Annotated in this window: 24 protein-coding genes; 6 read left to right on the forward strand and 18 right to left on the reverse strand. The window is 57.9% G+C overall.

The window, feature by feature from the left end; all coding sequences use genetic code 11:
- Nucleotides 1-10: 10 nt before the first annotated feature.
- The 6 genes from ACIQYF_RS21155 to selD form a co-directional block, all read right to left on the reverse strand.
- Nucleotides 11-1,138 (reverse strand): acyl-CoA dehydrogenase, encoded by a 1,128-nt coding sequence (locus ACIQYF_RS21155; protein WP_402865708.1) that lies wholly within the window; start codon nt 1,136-1,138, stop codon nt 11-13.
- Between the two features lie 8 nt (nt 1,139-1,146).
- Nucleotides 1,147-2,340, reverse strand: coding sequence for an acetyl-CoA C-acyltransferase (locus tag ACIQYF_RS21160; RefSeq protein WP_402865710.1), 1,194 nt, complete (start codon nt 2,338-2,340; stop codon nt 1,147-1,149).
- A gap of 10 nt (nt 2,341-2,350) precedes the next feature.
- On the reverse strand, nt 2,351-3,112 hold the full coding sequence (locus ACIQYF_RS21165) for an SDR family NAD(P)-dependent oxidoreductase (RefSeq protein ID WP_402865712.1): 762 nt from the start codon (nt 3,110-3,112) through the stop codon (nt 2,351-2,353).
- A 23-nt stretch (nt 3,113-3,135) separates the two neighbouring features.
- Complete coding sequence (locus ACIQYF_RS21170; RefSeq protein ID WP_402865714.1) at nt 3,136-4,800, reverse strand: AMP-binding protein; 1,665 nt, start codon at nt 4,798-4,800, stop codon at nt 3,136-3,138.
- A 222-nt stretch (nt 4,801-5,022) separates the two neighbouring features.
- Complete coding sequence (mnmH, locus tag ACIQYF_RS21175; protein WP_402865801.1) at nt 5,023-6,108, reverse strand: tRNA 2-selenouridine(34) synthase MnmH; 1,086 nt, start codon at nt 6,106-6,108, stop codon at nt 5,023-5,025.
- Nucleotides 6,108-7,142: a selenide, water dikinase SelD gene (gene selD / locus ACIQYF_RS21180; protein ID WP_402865716.1), complete on the reverse strand. Its 1,035-nt coding sequence runs from the start codon at nt 7,140-7,142 to the stop codon at nt 6,108-6,110. Before selD ends, mnmH begins: the two co-directional genes overlap by 1 nt.
- Before the next feature lie 675 nt (nt 7,143-7,817).
- On the opposite strand from selD, the gene ACIQYF_RS21185 reads away from it, so the two are divergent.
- Entirely contained in the window at nt 7,818-8,147 is a 330-nt protein-coding gene (locus ACIQYF_RS21185) for a hypothetical protein (RefSeq protein WP_402865718.1), read from the forward strand.
- 72 nt (nt 8,148-8,219) lie between these two features.
- Here ACIQYF_RS21185 and ACIQYF_RS21190 read toward each other — a convergent pair whose 3' ends face one another.
- The 3 genes from ACIQYF_RS21190 to ACIQYF_RS21200 all read right to left on the reverse strand — a co-directional run bounded on the left by ACIQYF_RS21190 (nt 8,220) and on the right by ACIQYF_RS21200 (nt 10,716).
- Entirely contained in the window at nt 8,220-9,164 is a 945-nt protein-coding gene (locus ACIQYF_RS21190) for an electron transfer flavoprotein subunit alpha/FixB family protein (protein ID WP_402865720.1), read from the reverse strand.
- Nucleotides 9,161-9,916 carry an electron transfer flavoprotein subunit beta/FixA family protein gene (locus ACIQYF_RS21195; protein ID WP_402865722.1) on the reverse strand — a complete coding sequence of 252 codons (756 nt, stop codon included), beginning with the start codon at nt 9,914-9,916 and terminating at the stop codon, nt 9,161-9,163. Before ACIQYF_RS21195 ends, ACIQYF_RS21190 begins: the two co-directional genes overlap by 4 nt.
- Before the next feature lie 95 nt (nt 9,917-10,011).
- Nucleotides 10,012-10,716: a YoaK family protein gene (locus ACIQYF_RS21200; protein WP_402865724.1), complete on the reverse strand. Its 705-nt coding sequence runs from the start codon at nt 10,714-10,716 to the stop codon at nt 10,012-10,014.
- Nucleotides 10,717-10,953: 237 nt separating this feature from the next.
- Here ACIQYF_RS21200 and ACIQYF_RS21205 point away from each other — a divergent pair, with 237 nt between their 5' ends.
- From ACIQYF_RS21205 to ACIQYF_RS21215, 3 genes are all read left to right on the forward strand, one after another.
- Nucleotides 10,954-11,628 carry a histidine phosphatase family protein gene (locus ACIQYF_RS21205; protein ID WP_402865726.1) on the forward strand — a complete coding sequence of 225 codons (675 nt, stop codon included), beginning with the start codon at nt 10,954-10,956 and terminating at the stop codon, nt 11,626-11,628.
- 108 nt (nt 11,629-11,736) lie between these two features.
- Entirely contained in the window at nt 11,737-11,961 is a 225-nt protein-coding gene (locus tag ACIQYF_RS21210; RefSeq protein WP_402865728.1) for a YgdI/YgdR family lipoprotein, read from the forward strand.
- Nucleotides 11,962-12,035: 74 nt separating this feature from the next.
- The gene (locus tag ACIQYF_RS21215; protein WP_402865730.1) at nt 12,036-13,091 is read left to right on the forward strand and encodes a permease; all 1,056 of its coding nucleotides are present in this window, start codon (nt 12,036-12,038) and stop codon (nt 13,089-13,091) included.
- Nucleotides 13,092-13,098: 7 nt separating this feature from the next.
- On the opposite strand, the gene ACIQYF_RS21220 is transcribed toward ACIQYF_RS21215, so the two are convergent.
- The 8 genes from ACIQYF_RS21220 to ACIQYF_RS21255 all read right to left on the reverse strand — a co-directional run bounded on the left by ACIQYF_RS21220 (nt 13,099) and on the right by ACIQYF_RS21255 (nt 23,339).
- Complete coding sequence (locus tag ACIQYF_RS21220; RefSeq protein ID WP_402865732.1) at nt 13,099-14,112, reverse strand: AraC family transcriptional regulator; 1,014 nt, start codon at nt 14,110-14,112, stop codon at nt 13,099-13,101.
- A gap of 80 nt (nt 14,113-14,192) precedes the next feature.
- The gene (locus tag ACIQYF_RS21225; RefSeq protein WP_402865734.1) at nt 14,193-15,368 is read right to left on the reverse strand and encodes an MFS transporter; all 1,176 of its coding nucleotides are present in this window, start codon (nt 15,366-15,368) and stop codon (nt 14,193-14,195) included.
- A gap of 28 nt (nt 15,369-15,396) precedes the next feature.
- Nucleotides 15,397-16,434, reverse strand: coding sequence for a Rieske 2Fe-2S domain-containing protein (locus tag ACIQYF_RS21230; protein WP_402865736.1), 1,038 nt, complete (start codon nt 16,432-16,434; stop codon nt 15,397-15,399).
- Between the two features lie 380 nt (nt 16,435-16,814).
- Complete coding sequence (locus ACIQYF_RS21235; RefSeq protein ID WP_402865738.1) at nt 16,815-17,648, reverse strand: SDR family NAD(P)-dependent oxidoreductase; 834 nt, start codon at nt 17,646-17,648, stop codon at nt 16,815-16,817.
- Between the two features lie 14 nt (nt 17,649-17,662).
- Nucleotides 17,663-18,430, reverse strand: coding sequence for an SDR family oxidoreductase (locus ACIQYF_RS21240; protein WP_402865740.1), 768 nt, complete (start codon nt 18,428-18,430; stop codon nt 17,663-17,665).
- Between the two features lie 88 nt (nt 18,431-18,518).
- Entirely contained in the window at nt 18,519-19,763 is a 1,245-nt protein-coding gene (locus ACIQYF_RS21245) for a helix-turn-helix transcriptional regulator (protein ID WP_402865742.1), read from the reverse strand.
- Nucleotides 19,764-19,927: 164 nt separating this feature from the next.
- Nucleotides 19,928-22,354: an RND family transporter gene (locus ACIQYF_RS21250; RefSeq protein ID WP_402865744.1), complete on the reverse strand. Its 2,427-nt coding sequence runs from the start codon at nt 22,352-22,354 to the stop codon at nt 19,928-19,930.
- A gap of 10 nt (nt 22,355-22,364) precedes the next feature.
- Entirely contained in the window at nt 22,365-23,339 is a 975-nt protein-coding gene (locus ACIQYF_RS21255) for a WD40/YVTN/BNR-like repeat-containing protein (RefSeq protein ID WP_402865746.1), read from the reverse strand.
- A 256-nt stretch (nt 23,340-23,595) separates the two neighbouring features.
- On the opposite strand from ACIQYF_RS21255, the gene ACIQYF_RS21260 reads away from it, so the two are divergent.
- Nucleotides 23,596-23,967: a hypothetical protein gene (locus ACIQYF_RS21260; RefSeq protein ID WP_402865748.1), complete on the forward strand. Its 372-nt coding sequence runs from the start codon at nt 23,596-23,598 to the stop codon at nt 23,965-23,967.
- A gap of 102 nt (nt 23,968-24,069) precedes the next feature.
- Here ACIQYF_RS21260 and yghX read toward each other — a convergent pair whose 3' ends face one another.
- A complete protein-coding gene (yghX, locus tag ACIQYF_RS21265) occupies nt 24,070-24,954 on the reverse strand; it encodes a YghX family hydrolase (RefSeq protein WP_402865750.1) in 885 nt (294 codons plus the stop codon).
- Between the two features lie 147 nt (nt 24,955-25,101).
- Between yghX and ACIQYF_RS21270 the strand changes: the two genes are divergently transcribed.
- Nucleotides 25,102-25,572 carry an FAD/FMN-containing dehydrogenase gene (locus ACIQYF_RS21270; RefSeq protein ID WP_402865752.1) on the forward strand — a complete coding sequence of 157 codons (471 nt, stop codon included), beginning with the start codon at nt 25,102-25,104 and terminating at the stop codon, nt 25,570-25,572.
- Nucleotide 25,573 lies beyond the last annotated feature (1 nt).

Raw genomic sequence — 25,573 nt, forward strand, 5'->3', positions numbered from 1 at the left:
CGTCCTCAATTCAAAGATTGCGCGAAATGACCATGCGCTGAATATCGCTGGTGCCTTCATAAATCTGACACACCCGCACATCGCGATAGATTCGCTCCAGCGGGAAGTCGCTCAAATAGCCATAACCGCCCAGGGTTTGCAACGCTTTGGAACAAACCCGCTCGGCCATTTCCGAGGCAAACAACTTGGCCTGTGACGCCTCGACCAACGCCGATTGCCCGTTATCACGCAACGCTGCGGCGTATTGGACCATTTGCCGAGCCACGGCGATTTCCGTCGACATGTCCGCCAAACGGAACGCGACCGCCTGATGTTCAATCAAAGGCTGGCCAAAAGTCACACGCTCACGCGCGTAATCGCGAGCCGCCTCAAACGCAGCGCGGGCCATACCCACTGCTTGTGAAGCTATACCAATGCGCCCGCCCTCCAGGTTGCCCAGGGCGATTTTGTAGCCCTGCCCTTCCTCGCCCAACCGATTGGCCACGGGCACTTTAAGATCGCTGAACAGAATCTGGCAGGTGTCCGAGGCGTGCTGCCCCAGTTTGTCCTCCACTCGGGCCACGCTGTAGCCCGGTGAATCGGTGGGCACAATAAACGCCGTGATCCCGCGCTTGCCCGCAGCCGGATCCGTTACCGCAAACACAATCACCACCCCGGCGTTTTGCCCCGACGTGATGAACTGTTTGCAGCCATTGAGCACGTAATACTCGCCTTCACGCCGAGCACGGGTTTTCAGGTCGCTTGCGTCAGAACCGGCTTGCGGCTCAGTCAACGCAAACGCGCCCAACATCGCGCCGCTGGCCAACGGCGTCAAAAACTCACGTTTTTGCTCATCACTGCCGTACTTGAGAATCGGCACGCACCCCACCGAGTTGTGCACGCTCATAATCGTGGAGCAGGCGCCATCCCCAGCGGCGATTTCTTCCAGGGCCATTGCGTACGCTTGATAACCCGTGTCGCAACCGCCCCACTCTTGCGGCACCAACATGCCAAAAAAGCCCAGTTCAGCCATCTCGCTAATGGCCTCGCGCGGAAAGCGATGCTGCTTGTCCCACTCAGCCGCAAAGGGCTTTAAACGCCCCTGGGCAAACTGGCGGGCCGCTTCGCGAATTTGTAGTTGTTCGGATGTGGGAAGCATAAAAATCCTTAATACAGACATTCCACGGCAATCGCCGTGGCTTCACCGCCGCCAATGCAGATGGCTGCAACACCGTGTTTGAGATTGTGCTGACGCAAGGCTGACAGCAGGGTGACCAGAATGCGCGCCCCTGAAGCACCAATCGGATGGCCCAACGCACAAGCCCCGCCATAGACATTGACCTTGGCATGAGGGATATCCAGCTCGCTCATGGTCACCAGCGTCACCACGGCAAACGCCTCGTTGATCTCAAACAGATCAACCTCGGCCAAGTCCCAGCCGGTCTTGTTCATCAAGCGTTTGATTGCCCCGATGGGTGCAGTCGGAAACAGCCCCGGTTCAGCGGCAAACGCCGCGTGCCCGTGGATCACCGCCAACGGCTTAAGCCCGCGTTTGTGCGCCTCGCTGCGACGCATTAACACCAGTGCCGCCGCGCCATCCGAAATAGAGCTGGAGTTGGCCGCCGTCACGGTCCCGCCCTCACGGAACGCCGGCTTGAGGGTCGGTATTTTTGCCAGATTAGCCTTGGGTGGCTGCTCGTCATCGCTGATCAAACGCTGTTCTTTGCCGGCGGTGACCTGCACCGGTACGATCTCGGCGCTGAAACTGCCGGCCTTTATCGCCTGTTGTGCACGGGTCAGCGATGCCACGGCAAAATCATCCTGGGCCTCGCGGGTAAAGCCATGAGCCTGCGCACAATCTTCGGCAAAGGTACCCATCAAGCGCCCACGGTCGTAAGCGTCTTCCAGACCGTCAAGGAACATGTGATCCAGCACTCGGCCATGGCCCATGCGGTAACCGCTGCGCGCCCGGTCGAGTAAGTAAGGCGCATTGGACATGCTCTCCATGCCGCCCGCCACAATCACATCCGCGCTCCCGGCCAGCAGTTGATCGTGGGCCAGAATCGTTGCTTGCATACCTGAGCCACACATCTTGTTCAGCGTGGTGCAACGTGTGCCCTTGTCCAGCCCCGCCCCCAAAGCGGCTTGACGCGCAGGGGCCTGGCCAAGCCCGGCCGACAACACGCAACCAAACAGCACTTCATCCACACGGTTCGGCGCAATGCCTGCCCGTTCAACGGCAGCGCTAATGGCTGCTGCCCCCAATTGCGGCGCGGTCAGGCCTTTGAAGTCGCCCTGAAAACCGCCCATGGGCGTACGTGCAACACTGACGATAACAACCGGATCATTAGCTATGGTCATTTCACACCTCTTATTTCGCGGCCATGCGCAAGGCGCCGTCGAGACGGATTACCTCGCCATTGAGCATGCTGTTTTCGATGATGTGCCGTACCAGCGAAGCATACTCGGCAGGCTTGCCCAGACGCGGAGGAAACGGCACCCCGGCAGCCAGTGAATCGCGCACCTCTGGGGTCATGCCCGCCATCATTGGCGTTTCAAAAATACCAGGCGCGATGGTCATCACCCGAATCCCGAAACGCGCCAATTCACGTGCGGCGGGCAAGGTCAGGCTGGCAATCGCGCCTTTGGAGGCCGCATACGCGGCTTGTCCGATCTGACCATCAAAGGCAGCGACCGACGCCGTGTTGATGATCACCCCGCGCTCGCCGTCAGCATCGGCAGCGCCTTCGGCAATCGCCGCTGACGCCAGACGCAGCATGTTAAAGCTGCCAATCAGGTTAACGTTAATCACCTGGCTGAAACTCTCCAGCGCATGAGGTCCATTTTTGCCGAGGATCTTTTCACCGCGCACGATCCCCGCGCAATTGACCAGACCATTGACGGTACCGAACGCTGCGACGGTGGCAGCCACTGCCGCCTGCGCTGCATCCGCCTGACTGATATCGGCCACTGTGCTCTTGGCACCCAACGTGGCCGCTTGTGCCGCAACGGCGTCTGCGTTCAGGTCAACCAGCATCACCTTGGCGCCCGCCTTGACCAGCATTTGAGCGGTGGCCGCCCCCAGACCTGATGCACCACCAGTGACGATAAAAACCTTGTTTTCGATTTGCATGAGCGTTCCTGACGAATAAAAGATCAGGCTGTAACCTTGGCGCTTTGAGCCAGTTCAGCCTTGGCGATTTCTTGATTGCGTAAAATAAAGCGCTGCAACTTGCCACTTGGGGTCTTCGGCAACTCGCTGACAAATTCGATTTCACGAGGGTACGCATGCGCCGCAAGCCGTTGGCGTACATGCAAGCGCAGGGTTTCGGCCAGTTGTGCATCGCCCAGATACTGCGCTCTCAGCACCACAAATGCTTTAACCACCTCAGTGCGCTCCGGGCAAGGCTTGCCAACCACTGCTGCTTCAACCACCGCCGGGTGTTCAACCAACGCGCTTTCGACATCGAAAGGCCCCACGCGGTAGCCCGAGGTCGTGATCACGTCATCGCTGCGGCCGACAAAGCTGATGCTGCCGTCCGGATTCAACTCCACGGTGTCGCCGCTCAAGTAGTAATTACCAACAAACGCCTTGGTCTTAAAACCCTCGTAACCGCCAAACCAGCACATGGGTGATTGACTGCGGTCGACCGCTAAAATCCCCGGCTGCCCCACCGGCAGCTCTTGGTGGTTGTCATCCAGCACTACAATGCGATGCCCTGGCGAAGCAAAGCCTGCAGCCCCCCTATGCACCGGGTGATCTAAACCGTGGTGGTTGCACAGCACCATGCCGACTTCGGTTTGCCCGTAATGGTCGTGAATTGTGACGTTGAGTTCTTCAGCGAACCAGCGAATGACTTCTGGATTGAGCGGCTCGCCCGCACTGCTGACGGCCCGCAGTTGACCTTTGACTTTGCTGGAGAAGGCCTCTGCGGCCGCAATCAGCATGCGATAAGCCGTCGGAGAGCCCGTGAGATTGGTAATACCGTACTTTTTGATCACCCTGCAGGTGCTTTCAACAGTGAACGGGCCATCGTAAAAGGTGATCGGATGGCCCATCGACAACGGTCCGGTAATTCCGAAATAAATCCCGTACGCCCAGCCCGGGTCGGCCAGGTTCCAGAATGAATCCTCAGGGCGCAAATCGACTGCATCGCGGGTGTAACTCTGGAACGCGACAATCGCCTTGAGCGGCACCAGCAGCGGTTTGGCTGGCCCCGTGGTGCCCGACGTAAACATCAGCAGAAACGGGTCTTCACCGCTCAACATCACGGGTTCACAGACCGCCGGGTAATTGTCCAGCTCTGCCCAAAAACTGAAATCGCCACGCACCAGGCCCTGGCCTTTAGCACCGGCCACCGTGACGATGGCCGGGCAGTCATTGACGTCATTGAGTTTGGGGCGATTCACTGCATCGGTGACCACTAACGCAGCACCCGACGTGTTGAGACGGTGCTCGATGGCTTTAGGGCCAAACGCAGTGAACAAAGGCTGGTAGATAGCGCCAATGCGCCAAGTGGCAAACACTACGACCAGCAACTCGACATTACGCGGCAGCAAACCCGCGACCTTGTCGCCTGGTTTTACACCTTGAGCCCGCAAAAAATTGGCAAAGCGTGCGGCGTAGTCCTGCAACTGGGTGAAGGTGTAAGCAGCGCTGCTGGCGTCACGACCTTCCCAAAACAACGCAATATGCCCTGGCAAGGCATGTCGATCGCAACACTCCACACAGGCATTGAGTGCTGCCAAATGGCCGCTCAGCGCACCGGCTACCGTCCGTTGGTAGTCAAAGTCATTCATTGCTGCCTGATAGTTGCGCATCAGCAGAATCCCTCGGTCTTTATTTTTAGGAGTGGGAACCGTGAAAAGTCCTGCTGATAATCGCCTTGTGAGAGCTCTGCAACAATGGTCAAACCGCGCAAACGGGTTGACTGTTTTAGCCAATGAGGGGCATGACCCGAACGGGTCATGGGAGTTGCGGCAGGAGGCGATCTGTTGATCCAGAAAAAACAACAGATCGTGTCGTGGGGCAGCTACTGCGCGTTACTGGCGCAAAAACTCCGCGACTTCGGCCTGATCACCGGCAAAGACGATGCGCGCGTTTTTTTTCTCGCGCTCAAAGGCGTACATCGGGTCGTAATATTCGCGCAACAACGCTTCGATCCAGACACGGTGCACGTCGACCGAGCCGCAGCTTGCCTGCTCCTGCAGCGCCGCTTGCATGACCGCGCGTAAACGTTGATGCCGCTCCCCCCCTAAACGACGCTGAATGTTCGACAGACTTTCCAGCAAGCGCTGAGAAAACAGGGTAAAGCCGTGCTCGCCGTTTTTGGCAGTGAATTCGGCACTCAACCCTACGACGTAGTCCCGCAGGATGCGTTCAACCCGACTTTCAAGACTGTCTTGCAGCCAGATCATGGGCGCGCCTTGCATGCGCTGGTACAACGGCAATGGCAAGGCACAACTGCCCACGGTGCGGCTTTCATCTTCGATTACAAAGCGCTCGTGACCCTGATTGCGCTTTTTCAGCAGATCAATCGCCAATCGATTTTCGAAGTCGATGTTGCTCGGCTGTCCAGTGGCGCGTTTGCCGAAACTGGAGCCGCGGTGGTTGGCATGCCCTTCAAGATCCAGGGCATTGTCGAGTTGCACCAGCACATCCGTTTTGCCGGTGCCGGTCATCCCGCCGAGTACGATCAGGCCGCACTGCGCGACGGCATCTTCGAGTGTTTTAATCAAAAAGGTACGCAACGCCTTGTAGCCACCGGCGACACGAGGATAGTCAATCCCGGCGTCCTGCTTAAGCCACTGTTGGACGATTTGCGAGCGCATCCCCCCGCGAAAGCAATACAGGCAGCCATCAGGGTTGGCGCGGGCAAAGTCAGCCCAGGCATGGAGACGTTCAGCCCTGATCTGGCCCGACACCAACTGATGCCCCAGCATGACCGCAGCCTGCTGACCTTGCTGTTTGTAGCACGTACCGACCCGCTCGCGTTCGCGATCCGTCATCAACGGCAGGTTAACCACGCCGGGGAAGGCCCCCTTGTGAAATTCAATCGGCGCGCGGGTATCCATCATCGGTCGGTCATTGAGCAACAGCTCGCGCAGGTCGGTGATGTCATCCGCCATCATGAAACCTCAACTGCGTACGTCTGTCGCTCAACCAGTTGACCGATGGGCGCAAGGCTCAGCCCCTGTTCGCTGGCCATAGCGAGGAAGGCTGCATTGCCCTGCGGGCTGACGGCAACCAGCAACCCGCCACTGGTTTGCGGATCGCACAGCACCCGCTTGTGCAGCTCTTGCAGCGGCGACAGCTTGCTTGAGTAACTCTCAAAATTACGCAGCGTGCCGCCTGGCACACAGCCTTGCTCCAGGTAGTACTCAACCGAATCCAGAAGCGGCACTTTGGCGTACTCGATCTGCGCCGTCAGGCCACTGCCGTCCGCCATTTCCACCAGGTGCCCGAGCAGGCCAAAACCGGTTACGTCAGTCATCGCCATGACACCTTCAAGCTTGGCAAACTGGCTGCCGACTTTGTTCAACGTGCACATCCAGTCTCGCGCCACGCCGACGTCTTCGCTGCGCAGCTTGCCCTTCTTTTCAGCGGTGGTCAGGATACCGATGCCCAAGGGCTTGGTCAGGTACAACAGGCAACCTGCTGTGGCCGTGTCGTTGCGCTTCATCTGGCGCTTGTTGACCACACCCGTCACGGCCAGACCGAAAATTGGCTCCGGGGTGTCAATCGAATGCCCCCCGGCCAGAGGAATGCCGGCCTCATCGCAGACTGCGCGGCCACCACGAATCACTTCACGGGCCACTTCTGGCGCCAGCAAGTGCACCGGCCAGCCCAAAATCGCAATGGCCATCAGCGGATCACCGCCCATGGCGTAGATATCACTGATGGCATTGGTCGCCGCAATCCGGCCGAAATCGTAAGGGTCATCGACAATCGGCATAAAGAAATCAGTGGTCGACACCACACCACGCTCATCATCCAGCGCATATACCGCCGCGTCGTCACGCGATGCATTACCCACCCACAGCTTGGGATCAAGATTTTGTGCGCCACTGCCCGCAAGGATCACTTCCAGTACCTGAGGCGAAATCTTGCAGCCGCATCCTGCTCCGTGGCTGTACTGCGTCAGGCGAATTGGCTCGCTCATTGGGCACCTCTTAGATAGCGATCAAAGCCGCAGATACTAGCAGAGCGGCCGGATGCGCAGGCATTCGTCCTACACCTGGGAACTTTGTAGCCGCTGCCGCAGGCTGCGATGGGGTGCTTGGCAGCCCTGATTTTCAGGCATTAAAGCAAAGATTCTGCGGGCCTTAGCGCAGCCTCCGCCAGCGGCTACAGCGTCTTGCCGGGGATGACCGGCATGCTGAAAAGCGACCTAGCAGTCACATATGTAGTGCTTAAAAATAAACACTACACAACTGTTGACGACATGATTTTCTCAACGCATTATGCAGACGTCTTCCCCACCGGAAGCGCTGGAAAGGGTTGTTGCAAGCATGCTCGACGAGCTGTCGGGCTGTTCCGGGATAGGTACTGCCCACAAGGCAGAATTGATGAAGCGGACCTGGCTTGATCGTCCTCGCAAAGGGCACAAGGAGCTGGCGAAACGTCTTCAAGAGGCTTGTGGTTGATGCTTCATATCACCCAAGCATCCTGGTTCACGTTGCCTCCCTCGCTTTACGCAGTATGTTGTAGTGTTTTATTTCACTACTACATATGAAGGACTCAAGACCGGATCTTCTTTAGATGGACACTACGTAGCGCTGCATAAGCAGTTGCGCGAATCAATTAGACAGATCAACGAGTGGTCAAGGAGTTAGCTATGAACCTGAATAATCAACCGAGTGTTAACGAACTGGCTCGACTCTTCGCTGCCCAGAAAGACTCGCTGAACGACCACATCCTTTGGATCAGCGATGCTGGTGATGTACGCATTGAACCAGTGGTTGCCTGCAAAGAAGAAACCCAATTCGAGAAAGAGCGCCCACACATGCGAGCTCATCTCAAAATGTACCGCCGTGGCCAAGGCTACGTGGGCAAGAAGGCCGCCGCCGATAAAGACTTTATGGCGCGAGTGCTACAAACACTGACCCTGACATGGGAAAAGGCGCAAACCGAGCCATCCCTGGTCAAAGTTAACAGCTACAGCTGATAACTCCCCGCCCGAAAAAAATCCCCGGATGACCTCCGGGGATTTTTTTATCGCCGCAATCGCACGGCCACCTCAGACCGCGCTCTCCAGCTCGGGCACCGCCTCAAACAGGTCCGCCACCAGGCCATAATCAGCCACTTGGAAGATAGGCGCTTCTTCGTCCTTGTTGATCGCGACGATCACTTTCGAATCTTTCATGCCTGCCAAGTGCTGGATCGCCCCGGAAATACCCACTGCGATATACAGCTGTGGCGCAACGATTTTGCCAGTCTGGCCGACTTGCATGTCGTTCGGCACAAAGCCTGCATCTACGGCGGCGCGCGATGCACCCACCCCGGCGCCCAGCTTGTCAGCCAGTGCGTACAGGTATTTGAAGTTGTCACCGTTCTGCATCCCACGACCGCCGGACACGACGATTTTGGCTGCGGTCAGTTCAGGGCGATCCAGTTTGGCCAGCGCTTGGCTGACAAACGAGGAAGTCCCTGCATCGTGAACCGCTGCGATCGCTTCAATCTCAGCCATCCCCCCTTCAGCAGCCACCGGATCGAAACCGGTGGCGCGCACAGTGATCACTTTGACCGACGCAGTCGACTGCACGGTAGCAATGGCGTTACCGGCGTAGATTGGGCGGGTGAACGTGTCAGCGCTGAGCACCGAAATAATCTCGGAGATCTGATCAACATCCAACTGGGCAGCAACACGCGGCAGGATGTTTTTGCCGTTGGAGGTGGCGGCAGCCAAGATGTGGCTGTAGCCCTTGCCCTCGGCCCCTTGACCCAGTGCTGCGACCAGCGAAGCAACGTTTTCTGGCAACTGATGCGCGTAAGCGGCGTTGTCGGCCACCAACACTTTAGCCACGAAAGCGATTTTCGCGGCAGCGTCAGCTACTGCACCAAGGCCCTGCCCAGCGACGAGCAAGTGCACATCGCCACCGATTTTCGCGGCTGCTGCCAGCGTGTTCAGGGTTGCCGACGCAATGGCTGCACCGTCATGTTCTGCAATTACGAGGACCGTCATGCTCTGATCACCTTCGCTTCGTTTTTCAGTTTCTCGACCAGTTCAGCCACCGACTTGACCTTGATACCCGCGCTGCGAGCAGCCGGTGCTTCAACTTTCAAGGTTTTGTTGGTCGAAGCAGTCGACACGCCCAGCGCGTCTGGCGTCAGCACTTCAAGCGGCTTCTTCTTGGCTTTCATGATGTTTGGCAAAGACGCATAGCGCGGCTCATTCAAACGCAGGTCAGTGGTGATGATCGCCGGCAGGTTCAGCGAAACCGTTTGCGCACCGCTGTCGATTTCACGGGTCACCACCACGTTTTCGCTGCTGACGTCTATACGCGAAGCAAAAGTACCCTGCGCATAACCGCTCAATGCCGCCAACATCTGCCCGGTCTGGTTGTTGTCGCTGTCGATGGCCTGTTTGCCCAGGATCACCAACCGAGGCTGCTCCTTGTCAACCACAGCCTTGAGCAGCTTGGCCACAGCCAGCGAGGTCAGATCTTCAGCGGATTCAACCAGAATGGCGCGATCTGCCCCCAGTGCCAGCGCGGTGCGCAACTGCTCTTGAGCGGTACTCGGGCCGACGCAGACCACAACGATTTCAGTCGCAATGCCCTTCTCTTTCAGGCGTACGGCCTCTTCCACAGCGATTTCGCAGAAGGGATTCATCGACATTTTGACGTTGGCCAGATCAACGCCGGAGTGATCGGCCTTGACCCGCACTTTAACGTTGTAATCGACCACGCGTTTGATACAAGCCAGCACCTTCATTGCTTCTCCCTCGATGGGTATAGATGCGCCAGCTTAGCCCGCGGGTCGGCCCACACGTATCGACCATATGGGTTAGATCGAGTAACTAATGCCGGTTATCGCGGCATGTAATCACGTTGCCAACGGCGCGGGATTTTCAGTGAAATCAGCCCCAACACCACCGCAAGCCCGGCACTAAAAAGCATCGCCTTGACCCCGAACCGGGCCTCCAGCATCGCCCCCAGGACAGCGCCGATCAGCATGCCGGTCCAAGGCACCAACTGCACGCGCCAGCCAGTACGCCGCTCGCCCAGCAGCCAGCGGCCCAAACCACGGCCAAAGCGCGACAAGGCGCCGGTGACATAGGTCAGCCCAACCGGCAGGCCGTTCACCTGCTCCACTGCCGCATTTAACATGCCCATCGCCAGCACCGCCGCCAACAGCGCAGGCACCTGCGACTCAAACGGCAGCAGCGCCGAGGTCGATAACAGCCCCGCGATGATCAACATCAGCGGCAGAGACCGTCGGCCGCCCAGGCGTGCGAGCAAAATACCCAACGCGTTACCGGCAATGAATGCCATTACCGCAGCCCCCAGGCGCGCGATTGCCCGCAGATCGCCCTCGCCGATGGCCACTGCCAGGCGCGTGGTGTTACCACTCATGAATGAAACGAAATCACCTGTGGCTAAAAAACCGATGGCGTCGGTCATGCCAGCCAGTACCGACAAACTCGCCACGAGCCCCAACCCCACGCGACCGCGCCAGGCACGTGCGCGTACATACAACGGATTGTTTGACTTTGAAAATGGCACTGGCAGCATCGGATTAAGTCCTTGTAAAGAGGTGCAGGCTTAAATGTAGGCAGGAAAGAGAGAAAAATACCCGTTACAAAGTATGAAAATTCCGCATTAATCATAGGTATAAGCGAACCAACTTCAAAAAAGGCGTCTAATAAACACCTCACTCAAGGAAGAGACGCACAAAATTGCGCTGACAAGGACAAACACTCACGAGTGATCAGGCAAATCAGCCTCAATGGCTTTATACAGAAGAACCTCATGACCTTGTCCGGTTGGATAAAACCTCAATTCAAACCCTATGCACTGGCAGTTATCCCGCTGTTACTGATCACGGCTGCTGCAACGTTGGCCGCCCATGTGGAATTCGCATTTGCCCAGCCGGTGGATGGCGTGCAAACCCTGATCTTTATTCGCCACGCCGAAAAACCTGCTGATGGCCTTGGGCAACTCAACTGCCAGGGGCTGAACCGCGCAATCGATTTGGCCACCTTGCTGCCGCAACGCTATGGCAAAGCTGACTACATATTTGCCGCCGACCCGTCACGCCAAGTAGAAGAAGGCGCGAACGATGACGCCTACAGCTATGTACGACCGCTGATGACCATTAACCCGAGTGCAATCAAGCTGGGGTTGCCGATCAATCTTGAATATTCGGCCAATGACACTCGCGAGCTGGCAAGTGAGTTGACCCGTGACAAGTATCACAACGCGACTGTCTACACTGCGTGGTCGCACGGCTATTTGCCTGAGCTGATCAACAGCGTGGCAGGCAAGGCACTGGGCAAAAAAACCACACTGACTGAAGATTGGTCAGGCAATGATTTTGACTCCCTGTATGTATTAACCCTGACCTGGAAGGACGGCGAGGCCACGTTGAACACCCGCGTCGACCAGCAAGGTCTGAACAATGGCACCCAGGTCTGTCCAACGTGACACGTCCTATTCAACACCAAACATATAGTTGGTATAAAACGCGGCATCAGTAGCCCATCGGCACGCTCAGCGTAATCATCCTTAATTTGCACAGTTCAAGGTACATGTATGAAGATCAACATTATCGGTTTGCCTCTGGTCATGGTGGCGGTTTTGGCACTGGCTGGCTGCGCTACACCCACGGTCGTGACATTACAAAACGGCACGCAGTACCTGACCAAGGACGTGCCAACCAGTAAAAATGCCAGCGGCTTTTACGAGTTCGTGGACATTGCCGGCAAGCACATCAAGGTCAAGGCAGACGATGTGGCGACTATCAAGGCTGATAATTGAGGCTACGCCCGGCTTGAAGCTTGAACCTTATTAAGTATGATGCCGCGCTACTTCTCTCTACTTGGTAACTCTTTATGTCCGGTAACTCCACCCCCACTCCAGCGCGCGGCTGGTCATTCTGGTGGAAGCCGCTGCTATTCCTTCTGGTCGCCATTGTGGGGCTGTACTACGTCAAGTGGTCGCCCTACTACTTCAAGGCCTTTGTGGCAGCCGATAACCACAGCATTGGCGCTTCGATTCTCAACGACAATCAGGGCGACCCCATCGCTGCGGCCCTGGCTTACGCCAAGGTGTACTTCCTGGCCATCTGGAAAGCCGCCGTGCTGGCGGTCATTCTCGGCTCGCTGATTCAAGTATTGATCCCTCGCGACTGGCTGCTGCGCCTGTTTGGCAAAGCCGGTTTGGGATCGATCCTGCGCGGTGGGTTGTTCGCCTTACCGGGCATGATGTGCACCTGCTGCGCAGCCCCAGTCGCAGCGGGCATGCGTCGGCAAAAGGTTTCGGTGGGGGCTGCGCTGGCCTTCTGGATCGCCAACCCGGTGCTCAACCCGGCCACGTTGGTGTTTATGGGGTTTGTGCTGGGCTGGGGCTTTACCGCGCTACGCCTGGCCGCAGGCCTGGTACTGGTGATTGGCGTGTCGCTGATTGCGCAACGCCTCTCACGCCCTGAAAGCATCCCCGAGGCGGCGCTCGAAGCCGTGTCGGACGCTGGCATCAACGATCAGCAACATTTCTTCAGCCGCTGGGGCCGGACGTTGTGGCAATTGTTCTGGAACACCATCCCGGTGTATTTGCTGGCCGTCTTACTGCTGGGCGCAGCCCGCGTGTGGCTGTTCCCGCATGTTGACGGTGGCATGAGCGACAACCTGCTGTGGCTGCTGCCGGTGGCCGTGATCGGAACAATGTTTGTCATCCCTACGGCAGCTGAAATCCCGATTGTGCAAACCCTGCTGGCACTCGGCATGGGTACCGCTCCAGCCGTGGCCTTGCTAATGACGCTGCCCAGCGTCAGCCTGCCCTCACTGCTGATGCTGCGCAAAGACTTTGACACCCGCGTGCTTGCCAGCGTGGCGCTGATGACCATGCTCGTTGGAGTGCTCAGCGGGCTGGTCGGCATGTGGTTGCTCTGACGCGGCGTCAACCCCCGCCCAAAATCAAACTGCGGTAGTGCCCTGGGTTGGTGCCGGACCACTTGCGGAACGCCTTGTAAAACGAGCTGGTGTCGGCAAAGCCCAAGCGCAGGGCGATGTCGGCAAAACTGTGGTCCGGCTCGGCTAACCAGCCGATGGCCAACTCTTTGCGCACGCCGTCCTTGAGCCCCTGAAAGGTCTGGCCTTCTTCGGCCAATCGCCGACGCAAGGTCGAGGCCGACATGCACAGGCTTTGGGCCATGCCTTGGGTTTCTGGCCAGTGTTCTGCTGGCAGTTGCCGCAGGTCTTGCTTGATTTGGCTGGCCAAGCTCTGCGGGTCGCGGTATTTGACCAGGATATTGGCCGGCGCCTGGGCCAAAAACCGCAGCAGCTCTTCGGTGCTGCGCTTGATCGGTGCGTCCAGGCAGTCAGCCGCAAATATCATGCGCGTCCGCGAGCGATCAAAGCGCAGGTTTTCGGAAAACATCACTTCGTAGTCGCCGCAGTAATCAGGCTGCGCGCAACGCAATTCAATAGCCAGAATCGGAATCCTTCGCCCGGCCAGCCAACAGGCCACGCCATGCACAATCATCCAATAGGCAAAGTAGGTGAAGGCGCGGCTCGGCTGCGCCTGCGGCTCGTGCAGGACAATTTCTGCCACGCTCTGCTGACGTACCAAGCGAGCAGGCAAACGCTCAAGCGTTAAGGACAAATACCCCAGCACCAACTCCAGGCCCTGCGCCAGAGTGGGCTGAGCCATGGCCGAGCGGCACATGAACTCCAGGCTCCCGGCACGCAGCTTGCGCGGATCCATGCCAAAAAACTCGTCATCGAGGCGCCGCGCCACAAGCCGCCACATCCGCGCATAGGCCAGGGCTGGCACGCGGGCATCCGGCTGTTCCAGCAACGCCGGATCAATCCCGACCTTCTGCAGCACTTCGTGCATGCCGCTGGCCGAGGCGCAGCTCTGCAACAGCGCTTCACGCACCAACTGAATGGAGATAGTGTCTTTATTCAACATTGGCCATGATCCAAGCCCGATGACGGTTAGGTGTCGGTCATCTTAAGCAGAGCAGATCAAAAAGCCAGTAGTACCTTTGCCTAGACGGGTATCACCCCAGGCATTGACCTGAGGCGGTTCGCCAACACCCCGCCAAACGCCACTACCGGCACGACAGCCGTGGCCAGTGCCAGCCATAACAATCCCGTAAAACCGTCTGCCACCCATTGCCCGGCCACCGCTGGACCGACCATGGAGCTCAGAGCAAAGGCTGCCGGAATCAGCATGATCGCGCGACCACTTGGGTCCAGACGCGCAACGGCTGCGGTCTGGTAGATACAGCCCCAGCAAAAACCGACTTCCCAGATCCAGGCCCCCAGAGCGTACATCACAAAGCCTTGTGCATAAGCCAATAGCAACAAGCCACAGCCGATCACGGCCAATACCAGTACATGCGGCCAACGCGAACCCAGGCGATCACCGACCAGCGCCAACATCAGCGCCGCGCCGCCCCCCAACAGTTTGAGCACGGCAAACACCACACCCATTTGTGCAGGCTCAACGTCCAGCCCGTGCCCCAGCCGCTCAAGGAACGCCCACAGACCAATCTGCCCGGCACCAAACACAAAGAAAAACCCCAGTGCCCAGTACGCGGGCACCGGGAAGCGAAAACGGCCTTGAAGGGAACTGTCTTTCGCCCGATCAACCTTTACCGCAAAGTCGCTGCGCCGAGGTAATCCAAAGGCACTCAGGCTCAACAACACAATCATGACTGCCAGCACCCGCGCGGCGCCGGCATAGTGATAATGCGCAATCACCACCGACGGCAGCACAAACAGCACCAACGCCACCAAGCCCAATTCAATGCCTTGGCGCAGGCCAAAGGCACGCTCCTTGTTCGGCATTTCGGCCATGATGCGCATGCCGAGGCACGTCATCAGCGCGGCAAAAAAACCGATCAAGGCCCACAACGGCAACTGCGCCGTGGCCGGTAATTGTGATGACGCCAGCAGCGCCAGCGCTGCCCCCGACGCACAACCGAACGTCAAAAGCCGCCAGTTGCAACGGTCGATAAAGCCCACCGCCACCAGCGTACCCACTAAATAGCCCGTGAAACACACAGAGCCCAACAGACCGATTTGCGACGGCGCGAAGCCAAAGCTGTCGGCCAGCGCGCCGAGCAAGATCGGTAATGTATTGAAGGGCAACCCGCCAATCGTCGACGCCAAACTCGCGGCCAGCATAAAGATCAGCGTTCTACGTTGATTCAGCGTCATCAGCAGTGCCCTTCGCTCAGCTCACCGGTCAGCGTTTATCAACCGTAGTGATTTCACGACGCTCGGCCATGCTTGCCGGTACGCTTGCCTCGTCGGTGAAGAACTGCTGATACCACTCGCGCAGTTGATACACCGGGCCATCGCCTTCAGCCAGTACCGGGTTGTTGACCCGTACTTTGTGGGTCCAGATGTCGACGTCCTGATAGAACGAATCACGGTTGCGCTGTACGTAATCAATAGCCAGTGCTTCGTTCTGTTCATCGCTCCAACCCGGCACTTTTTTCACCATGCAGCCAAAGCGCAGTTCGAAACTGTTAGGGCCAATCGGCACGTGACAGTTGAGCAGGATCGACTTGATTTCCTGACCATCGAACATCGCACTCATGCGGGTAAAGTGAGTCGCAGGGCCGAAATAAGCCGACTCTGCCACCAGATCGCCACCCAGCCGTTCGGAGTCGCCATGGAAGATTTGATGGGCAATGTGGCCTTCAAAAATATTGTGGAAATACTTGGTGGGCGTGCCGTGTACCGGACCGAAATGCTGGGCATCGACCAGGTTGTCAACCAGCTCGCGCGGATTAGTATTGATCACCAGCTTGTCCATGTGCCAGCTGTGCAGCCACTCGTCGCTGTCCATTTCCGGCAGGTGCGGAATGACCACGCCTTCAGCGGGTGGCTTGCCTTCAGGGTTGTTCCAGACAAACAGCAGCTTATTCACTTCGCACGTCTGCCAGGCGCGGGTTTTGGCCTTTGGCGGAATGCGCTTGCAATACGGGATTTCAACGCACTTGCCGCTGGCGTCGTATTGCCAGTGGTGGAACGCGCAGACCACACGGTCGTTCTCGATAGTGCCTTGCGACAGGTCCGCGCCCATGTGTGGGCAATACGCGTCGAGAACGCTGATTTCGCCCTTCGATGTGGCGAACGCCAGCAGCCGGGTACCAAATATGTTCAAGGTATGCAGCTTGCCATCACGGTACTCATCCGCATCGCCCAGACAATGCCAACCACGACCAAAGCGCGGTGACAAAGCGTTCTCGACGTGGATTTCTGCGAGCTTAGTCATTTTTATTATTCCTCAGGTTAAGGGCCAGGGCGCCTGCTTAAGTGATCTTCACCGAGGTATGCGCCAGGTTCATCGTTCAGATGGACTAGGCCTGAGGTCATCGGGTGCGAGGGGAGATGGGCGCGCAGGCGAAGTGACTTTGTGACTGATCCAAACATCAGCCCTGCCGCCACGCGATGGCATGAGCGACTCAAAGCCTCCTTGCAAGAGGCTGAACGCAGGTGCTGTTATGGGCCGATCCCGGCATTCGGCTTCCCGATAGGGGCGCACCGGTCAAGATCACCAGCCAGATCAACAGCCTGGACCGGTGGCTTTTATGGGAGCTGCCGCAGGCAGCGATCTTTTGATTTCAAGGTCAAAACATCACAGCCTGCGGCAGTTCAGCGCCAATCGGCAACGATTGCATGCTCGCGCGCAAACGGCTGGCATTGGATGGTTTTGCGCTGGTGCTGCACGGCCGCTTCGTTCGTCGCCAACCACAGCATGACGGCCGCCGGGACTTCTGGCGGTGCGGAGCCGGCGCGCAGGGCTATCACGCCTTTGTCGCCAATGGTGGCGCGCAAGGCGTCGGTGGTGACAACGCCCGGGTTGAGGGTGTAGGCACGGATGCCTTGTTCGCCAAATTCGACCGACAAGATCCCCGATAAACGCGAAACCGCGGCCTTGCCTGCGCCGTAGGCATATCCCCAGCCGCCCTTGCCCGCCGCCACCGGAGGGTCGGTTTCGCCCGCACCGGAGGTGACGTTAATCACCACTCCACCCCCCTGTTCCAGCATGTGTCTGACGACGGCCTGAGTCAGTAACACCGGGGTCATCATATAGCCCTGGAACACCCGTTCCAGGGTCTCGGGCTGCAACTCCATAAAGGGTGCATTGAGGTCGCTGCCCTGATAGATCGCATTGTTGATCAGCACGTCAACCCGGCCATACTCGGCAAAGACTGCCTGGCTGGCCGCCAGCACTGATTCACTGTCGAGCAAGTCCATGCGTACCACGAAAGCTTTGCGCCCCAATTCGCGGATGGCCGCTGCTGTGCCGTTCAGGCTACCCGGTAACGCAGTGCCGTCAGGGTTACGCAAACCATGGGTGTGGTTTTCACCCTCGTCCAGGCTGCGCGCGCTGATAGCCAGATCAAAGCCTGCGCGCGCAAACGCCAAGGCAGTTTCACGCCCGATACCTCGACTGGCACCGGTGATAAAAGCCACTTTATTCATGCCAATTCCTTAAGTCAGAAACGCTGAGGCCGGGTCATGGCGTCCATGCCGCCATCGACAAACACGATGCTGCCGGTCACAAAGCTGGCGTTTTCGGACTGTAAAAATGCCACCACCCGAGCGATTTCTTCGGGATGACCGGCACGCCCCAAGGGCGCGACAAATTCGCTGACGGCCTTGCCATAGCGCGCATCGTCTTTGGCCGCCTGATGCAGCGGTGTCTCAACGGCGCCAGGCGCAACCACGTTCAAGCGAATACCCTGGGCTGCCCATTTCACCGACTTGCGCCGGGCTTCACAGGTCACCGCATATTTGGAGCAGGCATAAGCCACGTGCGAAAGGCCCAGCGCGTTGGCCATTGCCAGCGCTTGCACTTCATCACCCGCAAGCATGGCTTCAACCATCGGCTGCTGATCAGCCCCCGGATGAGTCGCCGCCACGGAACCGATGACCAGCGCCGCCGGGTTTTGACCTTTGGCCAAGGCGTCGGCCAGGCCATCGAGCAGGTCGCTGACGCCAAAATAGTTCACCGCCAGCAGCACGCTGCTCGACGGCGCTGTCACACCCAGCCCGGCGCAGCACACCAGACCGTCGAGTACACCGCCCGACTGTTCAAGCACTTGCGCAACTGCCGCCTGACGCCCGTCACGGGTCGATAAATCGGCCACGACTTCGGCGTTAGCCCGGTCGATCCCGATGATGCGGTGCCCCGCAGCCCGTAAAACCGCACATACCGCGGCGCCGATTCCCGAAGCGGAACCGCTGACAGCTGTAACTGGCATAAGAGTTTCCCTGATGATGCAGGCTCACACTGGCCTGACTGACAATGAAGGGACGCGGGCGCTCAACAGCCCCGTCCCTGCGCAAACGTTAAGCGCTTTTGCGAAACGGGCGCGCCAGTTGCGGCGCTGGCACCACCACCGCGTCAGCCGCTCGCAAGACGCACTTGGGCTTTCCCAGCGCGACCACGCTGTTCAGCAGAATCCTTACCAGTTCGGTTTGCCGACGCACACCGGTCTTGGAAAAGATCGAACGCAGGTGAGCCCGGGCGGTATTACGGCGAATATTTAGGTTCTCGGCTGCTTCTTCCAGCGACAAGCCGTTGGCCAACTCCATCGCCAGCGCCGTTTCAGCCTTGGTCAGGTTGAACAATTGCTTGGTGACTACCTCGCTGGCCATCGACTTGCCGACCGAGTCGCGGATGTAAATGACCGCCGCAGGTTTGCTTTTGCCCTCGGCCCACTCCAGCGAAGGAATCGCCTCGACCACCAACCCGAGGCTGACTTGACCCGATGGTCGGGTCACGGACATGGCGTCAGCGGTCACCCCGCCCTCGCGCACTTCCTGGCTAAAAGCGTGCTTGACCAGACGCTGCAATTCACGGTTGTCGCTGGGGTAGGTGGCTTCCAACCGGCCCCCCACCAACTTCAAACCATCGGCGCTTTTGAGGATTTCTTCAGCAACCGGGTTAAGGCGCAATACTTTGCCGGTTTCATCCAGCACGATGGTCGCCACCGACAGGCGGCTGATGGCTTGCGCATAAAGCTCACTCATGGACTCGCTACGATCAAGCAGGTTATGCAGATGCAAGGCCCGACGCAGATGCGGAAGAAACATCGCGCACAATGCGCGTTCGGCGTTGGAGAATTTCGGTGCCGATTTAGGCCGGGTGATGCGAAAGCGCAACTTGCCGCCGTCTGGCGTAGAGATGTCGGCGCCCATTACGCGGTACACGTTCTGCGGGCTGCAAAAGGCTTTGAAGTAAGCCGAATGTACCCAATCACTTTCACTCATCAGATCTTCGACGGTGAACACCTGGTCCAGCGCCTGCCCCACAAACGGTGTGTTGGTTTGCGGATAGGTCTGGTAGCAAAGTTCACCCTCGCCTTCGATATCGCCCGCGACAATCATCAACCCCAGGTCCGGTTGGTCCGGCACTCGTAAGATCAGGGTCGCGTAGTTGGCCTGGAACAGGGTGCGCACGGCACACAGGGTTTTGCCCATGACCTTGGGATCAAGCGCGCCGTCGTAGAAGCTGCCGATCATTCGATCATAATCGGACAATTCGAGCCCCAGGCTGGCCAGGGTTTGGTGATTCAGGGTCACTGTGTCCACAGACATTTCCTCGCATGGGTCAGGTTCAATGACCGACCCTTTTTATTGTTCTTATAAGCAGCGGTTGTTTTTACGCAGCACCGGCCAACGTGTTGGTATCTGCGTAAGAACGCCTCAGTGTGTCTTTATGTTTAACGCCATTCAAGCCCTGTAAATGCTCTATTTCAACGGTTTGACGGATCCTTGGCAGCGACGCTCTGTTTGAGTGGGTAATGCCCGGCAGACGCTGCGCCGGTCGGTGCCTTGACCTTGACCAGCGGTCGCCCCAGATTGAACCAGGCAGCCAATGCCGGCAGCAGGAAGATCGCCCCAAGTACGTTGACCAGAAACATAAAGGACAACAGCACGCCCATGTCGGCCTGGAATTTAAGCGGCGCAAATGCCCAGGTGCACACCCCTATGGACATGGTCAACGCAGTGAATACGGCTGCCGTACCGCGTTGGCACATGGCCAGGTAAAACGCGTTGCGCAGGTCTTTACCATCGGCCATCTCGTGTTGAATTCGCTCATACAGGTAAATCCCGTAGTCGATCCCCACCCCGACGCCCAACGCCATCACTGGCAGGGTCGCGACTTTGAGGCCGATACCCAGGGTTGCCATCAGGGCATTGCACAGAATAGCCACAATTGCCAACGGCACCAGGATGCACAGCACGGCGCGGAACGAGCCAAAGGTCAGCCAGCAAAACAGCGCCACCGAACTGAACAGGGCCGCGAGCATGACCACTTCGGCCTGCTTGACCGCCTCGTTGGAGGCCGCCATCACACCGACGTTGCCACCGGCCATCAAGAACTGCACGTCAGGGCTTTGCAGACCGGCGATGATGCGCTGGGTTTCCTTAACCACATGGCTCACCGTCGGCCCTTCATGATCGGTGAGGAACACCAGCATCTGCATGCGCTGGCAACCTTCAGTCACCAGCCCGTCATCCGGCAGATAGGCTCGCGAACCCTGGCTCAAACCCTGTGCCGAGCCCGGAATGGCCGACCAACGCGGATTGCCCTCGTTGTTGCCGGCAATCACGTTTTTGCCCATGCCCGCCACACTCTGCACTGACTGCACACCCGGCACACTGCGAATCTGGAAGTCGAACGACTCAATGGCGCGCATCACTTTGGGAGCCAGGCAACCTTCTTCAATACCTTTGACTTGCACGAACACGGACATCACGTCCAGACCGATGGAGTAACTGTTAATGATCTTTTGGTTGTCCTGGTTGTAACGCGAATCAGCGCGCAGTTCAGGCGCGCCCACACCAATATCGCCCACGGCCAGTTGACGGGCTTTGTAGGCACCCACTCCCAGCAGCAACAGGCTGATGACAAACACCGCCAAAGCCGGCTTGGGTTCGGCCAAGGCCGACAGGCGCCACCACAATTGATGCTTGCCCTGAGCCTTGAGCCCCTGAGCCAAAGCGCGCGGTTCGAGGGTGAGATACGACAAGACAATCGGCAGCATCAGCTTGTTGGTGATGATCATCAGCATCACGCCAATGCACGCGGTCACGCCAAGCTCGTGGACAATCGGAATGTCGATCAGCATGATCACGCCGAAGCCCAGCGCGTTCATCAGCAACGCCAGCGAACCGGGAATGAAGATCTTGCAAAAGGCACTGTGTGCCGCCTGTATCGACGAACTGCCGGACAACACGTCCTGTTTCCAGGCGTTGGTCATCTGCACCGCGTGCGACACGCCAATCGAAAAGATTAAAAACGGCACCAGAATCGACATTGGATCGATCCCCAGCCCAAACAGCGGCAACAGGCCCAACAACCACACCACCGGCAGCAACGCCACCAGCAGGGCGACCACGGTCAAGCGCCACGAACGTGAATACAGCCACAGCAATACACCGGTAATCACGAAGGCGATCACAAAGAAGCCGATGACCATGGTCAAGCCGTCGATCACATCGCCCACCAACTTGGCGAAACCGACGATATTGATTTCGATGTCGTCATTGCTGTACTTGGCGCGAATGTCCTCAAGGTGCTTGGCGACCTCGGCATAGGACACTGACTTGCCGGTCTGAGGGTCCAGGTCCTGCAAATCGGCACGCACCATGGAGGACTTCAAGTCGTTGGCCACCAGGCGTCCGATCTGCCCCGAACGGGCAATATTGCTGCGCACTTGCGCCAGGTCTTCAGTCGAGCCGGTGAAGCGCGGCGGGACCACCACGTCGCCAAAAAAGCCATCCTCGGTGATTTCGATATAGCGCACGTTAGCCGTAAACAACGAGGTGACGCTGGCGCGGCTGACACCATTGATAAAGAACACGTCGTCCGTGACCTTTCTCAAGGTGTCGAGAAACTCGGGGTTGTAAATGTCGCCCTCGCCTTTCCACTTCACGCTGACTAAAAAACGGTTGGCACCCGTGAAGTACTGGCTGAAGTTAAGAAAGTTGACCATGAACTCGTTACGCACCGGGATCTGCTTGTTAAAGCCCGGATCCAGCTGTGTATGCGTCGCGCTGTAGCCCAACGCCAGGGTCAACAACACAAAGAGCGCCAGCAAGCCCTTGCGCCAGGCGATCAACAGATCAGCAACACGCTCGACCATACGATTTACTGCGTTTTTTTCAGCGTTCATATAGCGCCTCTTATTGTCCAAGCGCAGCAACGCTGCCGTCTGTACCTTGGAACACACCGCGCTCCCCCCCCACAAGCAGGCGTCGTGCACCGACCAGCACGGCCGAGGTCAAAGTCCCCAGACCTGACAAACGAGTGGCATTGACCAAATGGCCGTTGCCGTCGAGACGCACCATGGAGCTGCCGGCCCCGACAATCAGCAGGCCGCCGCCGTTGGGCAGGAGCACATGCCCATAGAGTGGCAACTGATTGCCCACATCGACCGGGTCCCAGGTCTGACCAAAGTTCTGGCTGACAAACACATGACCGCGCATGCCGTACGTCACCCAGCGATCAGGGCTCAGACGCACCACACCGAATAAAGAGCCGTTATAAAACGCCGGCAGCTTGTGCCAGGTACGCCCTGCATCATCACTGCGCATCACGAGCCCTTGCTCACCCACCAGCATCCGCCGACCATCGGCGCCGCCATCCATGCCATTGAGGTGAGCGCTGTCGACCTCCAGCGCCGAGGCTTGCCAAGTACGGCCGTCGTCATTGGATTGGTAAAACTTGCCAAAACTGCCAAACGCCAACACCTGCTTACCGCCAGCATTCCAGATACCCAGCAAAGGCTCGGCGACATCGGCGTCGTAGCGCACCTCCTCCCAATTCGCGCCCTCATCGACCGAGCGCAGAATCCAGCCGTCATGGCCGACCGCCAACAGGCTCTTATCGTCCAGCGCCACCAGCGCAGTCAGGGTCAAATCCCGCTGCGGCTTGACCGTGGCTGACTGCCAGGTGCCCCCCTGATCATCACTGAGCAGAATATTGCCGCGCTCGCCTACCGCGACAACGCGGTGATCCAAGTACAACATGCCGTTGATTTGCAGGCGATCGGGACGCAGTTGAGCAGTCTCTTCGCTAACGGGTTTATGAGCAGAGAAAGTAAACGCGATGGTTGCCGCCACAATCAGGCAAACCAGATAGCCGATCAATGCACGCATGGGCGATGCCTCGCTGCACGATTCAGTTGCTGGGCAGAGTTCATGCAGCCAGTCCTCTTTTTATTATCGTGGATGCTCTGACAACCTCGGCGGCGAGGTGCCTAGAACCTGACTTTGATCATCGGACTGGTCAGTCAGAGGCACATCGTCCAAATGGCCTAGGGTCTGTTGCAGCATTTGTCCAACTCGGCCCAAAACAAAAAGCTCAAGTCACGTACAATCCGCCTTTTGCCATCGCAGCCCACAGGATTCACCCATGTCTTTGAACAAACGCAATCAGGCGCAAATTGAACGTCGACTGATTAAAAACCTGACCGATGCCTGCGAAACGGCTAAAGGGCAGATCCCGGGATTTGTCTGGCTGACTCACGCGGTCGATTTTGCAGCCTTCCCGGCAAGCCTGAAGGTGGTCTGGGTCTTCGATACCCAAGTCAACAAGGACTTTGCGCTGGCCGATGGCGAGGCCCGGTTTATGGTCGAATTGACCACTCAGGCCCTGGCGGATGCCAATGTGAACGTGCGCCAGGTGGCAAATCACGTGTTTTATGATTCAGAAGAAGAATGCCAGCGCGCCTGTGGCGGTGACTGGCCCAAGCGCCTGGCACAAAAGAATCCGGGCCGCGCCTGATCAAAGAGCGGCTCCTGTAGGCGCGAGCGTGCGTGCGATTTTTTGACCGTTTAAGCGATCGCGAGACAATCGCGCGTACACCGGCTCTGGCTACCGCGCGCGTTATGCCAGGTATTTGCGAAACCACTCAAGGCTTCTTTTCCATGCCAAATCAGCGGCAGCCTCGTCGTAACGCGGTGTGGAATCGTTATGAAAGCCGTGGTTAACGCCTGGGTAGACGTAGGCCTGATAGGTCTTGTTATTGGCCTTCAAAGCCTGTTCATAGGCGAGCCAGCCTTCATTGATGCGGGTGTCCAGCCCGGCGTAGTGCAACATGACCGGCGCCTGAATGCGCCGTACATCATCGGCACTCGGCTGACGCCCGTAAAACGACACCGCAGCCCCTAACTCCGGGTAAGCCACCGCCGCCGCATTCGCCACGCCCCCGCCATAACAGAAACCGGTGATGCCGACTTTGCCGGTGCCCGCATCATGCTGCATCAACCACTCAATACCGGCGAAAAAATCATTCATCAGCTTTTGGGGGTCGACTGTTTGTTGCAGAGCCAGGCCTTTTTCGTCATTACCGGGATAACCGCCCACAGAGGTCAGACCGTCTGGAGCAAGGGCAATAAAGCCCTCTTTGGCCAAACGCCGGGCAACGTCCTCGATGTAGGGGTTGAGACCGCGATTTTCATGCACCACCACCACCGCTGGCAGCTTGCCTTGAGCCTTTGCCGGGCGCACCAGATACCCGCGAACCTCACCGTTGCCTTTGGGCGAAGGGTAGGTGATGTACTCAGCCTTAATATCAGGATCAGTAAAGGACACCTGCTCGGCCAGAGCGTAATCGGGGCTTAGCGCGCTGAGCACTGTCAGCGCCGAGACACCCGCGGTAAACACGGCCGCACGGTCCAAAAACTCGCGGCGGTTGATTTTGCCATGGGCGTAGTAGTCGTAGAGCTCAAGCAACTCGGGCGCAAAGTCTTTCGCAGTCAGACGGCTCATCAAGCATTTCCTCCGGGGCGGTGTTGGGTGCCTGCTTAACCATAGAGCAAGTTGTGACTAAATGAGTATCCGGCTTTTTAAGCCCGTCCATGAGCTACCATGCGCGGCATGCCGGTAAGCAAACAATCCGAAAGAGGAGATTAAACAGTGAGAATTGCACTTTTACTGCTGTTGAGCGCGCTGTCGATGCAAGCGGTAGCTGCCAACCCGGGTGACCACCTGACACCCTGGACCCTACAGGATCAGCATGACCAGCCTTATACCCTGAACAACGACACCCACGTGTTATTGGTCGCCCGCAACATGGACGGCTCCAAACTGGTAAAAGCCGCACTCCAGAATCAACCAAAAGGGTATCTGGAAGCACGTCATGTTGCCTTCCTCGCAGACGTGAAAGGCATGCCTGCATTGATCGGCAAGTTCATTGCCATTCCGAAAATGCGTGATTACACCTACCGCGTCGTGCTTGACCGAGACGGCAAAATTGCCGAACAGTATCCCGGTGCTGAAGACAAGGTACTGTGGCTGCAACTGGACAACGGCATCCTGGTGTCACAGCAAGAGTTTGCCAATGCCGATGAACTGCGTGCAGCACTGGAAAAGTTGCCGGCTCAGTAAA

It is taken from the genome of Pseudomonas sp. NPDC096917, assembly GCF_044762555.1.
Lineage (GTDB): Bacteria > Pseudomonadota > Gammaproteobacteria > Pseudomonadales > Pseudomonadaceae > Aquipseudomonas.

Excerpts from the sequence above, each read along its gene's own strand:
- ACIQYF_RS21235 (WP_402865738.1), bottom strand. The coding sequence starts at position 17,648 with ATGAATAAAGTGGCTTTTATCACCGGTGCCAGTCGAGGTATCGGGCGT.
- ACIQYF_RS21220 (WP_402865732.1), bottom strand. The coding sequence starts at position 14,112 with ATGTTGAATAAAGACACTATCTCCATTCAGTTGGTGCGTGAAGCGCTG.
- ACIQYF_RS21165 (WP_402865712.1), bottom strand. The coding sequence starts at position 3,112 with ATGCAAATCGAAAACAAGGTTTTTATCGTCACTGGTGGTGCATCAGGT.
- ACIQYF_RS21255 (WP_402865746.1), bottom strand. The coding sequence starts at position 23,339 with ATGCGTGCATTGATCGGCTATCTGGTTTGCCTGATTGTGGCGGCAACC.
- ACIQYF_RS21155 (WP_402865708.1), bottom strand. The coding sequence starts at position 1,138 with ATGCTTCCCACATCCGAACAACTACAAATTCGCGAAGCGGCCCGCCAG.
- yghX (WP_402865750.1), bottom strand. The coding sequence starts at position 24,954 with ATGAGCCGTCTGACTGCGAAAGACTTTGCGCCCGAGTTGCTTGAGCTC.
- ACIQYF_RS21185 (WP_402865718.1), top strand. The coding sequence starts at position 7,818 with ATGAACCTGAATAATCAACCGAGTGTTAACGAACTGGCTCGACTCTTC.
- ACIQYF_RS21215 (WP_402865730.1), top strand. The coding sequence starts at position 12,036 with ATGTCCGGTAACTCCACCCCCACTCCAGCGCGCGGCTGGTCATTCTGG.
- ACIQYF_RS21200 (WP_402865724.1), bottom strand. The coding sequence starts at position 10,716 with ATGCTGCCAGTGCCATTTTCAAAGTCAAACAATCCGTTGTATGTACGC.
- ACIQYF_RS21225 (WP_402865734.1), bottom strand. The coding sequence starts at position 15,368 with ATGACGCTGAATCAACGTAGAACGCTGATCTTTATGCTGGCCGCGAGT.
- ACIQYF_RS21230 (WP_402865736.1), bottom strand. The coding sequence starts at position 16,434 with ATGACTAAGCTCGCAGAAATCCACGTCGAGAACGCTTTGTCACCGCGC.
- ACIQYF_RS21195 (WP_402865722.1), bottom strand. The coding sequence starts at position 9,916 with ATGAAGGTGCTGGCTTGTATCAAACGCGTGGTCGATTACAACGTTAAA.
- ACIQYF_RS21210 (WP_402865728.1), top strand. The coding sequence starts at position 11,737 with ATGAAGATCAACATTATCGGTTTGCCTCTGGTCATGGTGGCGGTTTTG.
- selD (WP_402865716.1), bottom strand. The coding sequence starts at position 7,142 with ATGAGCGAGCCAATTCGCCTGACGCAGTACAGCCACGGAGCAGGATGC.
- ACIQYF_RS21170 (WP_402865714.1), bottom strand. The coding sequence starts at position 4,800 with ATGCGCAACTATCAGGCAGCAATGAATGACTTTGACTACCAACGGACG.
- ACIQYF_RS21160 (WP_402865710.1), bottom strand. The coding sequence starts at position 2,340 with ATGACCATAGCTAATGATCCGGTTGTTATCGTCAGTGTTGCACGTACG.
- ACIQYF_RS21240 (WP_402865740.1), bottom strand. The coding sequence starts at position 18,430 with ATGCCAGTTACAGCTGTCAGCGGTTCCGCTTCGGGAATCGGCGCCGCG.
- ACIQYF_RS21260 (WP_402865748.1), top strand. The coding sequence starts at position 23,596 with ATGTCTTTGAACAAACGCAATCAGGCGCAAATTGAACGTCGACTGATT.
- ACIQYF_RS21205 (WP_402865726.1), top strand. The coding sequence starts at position 10,954 with ATGACCTTGTCCGGTTGGATAAAACCTCAATTCAAACCCTATGCACTG.
- ACIQYF_RS21190 (WP_402865720.1), bottom strand. The coding sequence starts at position 9,164 with ATGACGGTCCTCGTAATTGCAGAACATGACGGTGCAGCCATTGCGTCG.
- mnmH (WP_402865801.1), bottom strand. The coding sequence starts at position 6,108 with ATGGCGGATGACATCACCGACCTGCGCGAGCTGTTGCTCAATGACCGA.
- ACIQYF_RS21250 (WP_402865744.1), bottom strand. The coding sequence starts at position 22,354 with ATGAACGCTGAAAAAAACGCAGTAAATCGTATGGTCGAGCGTGTTGCT.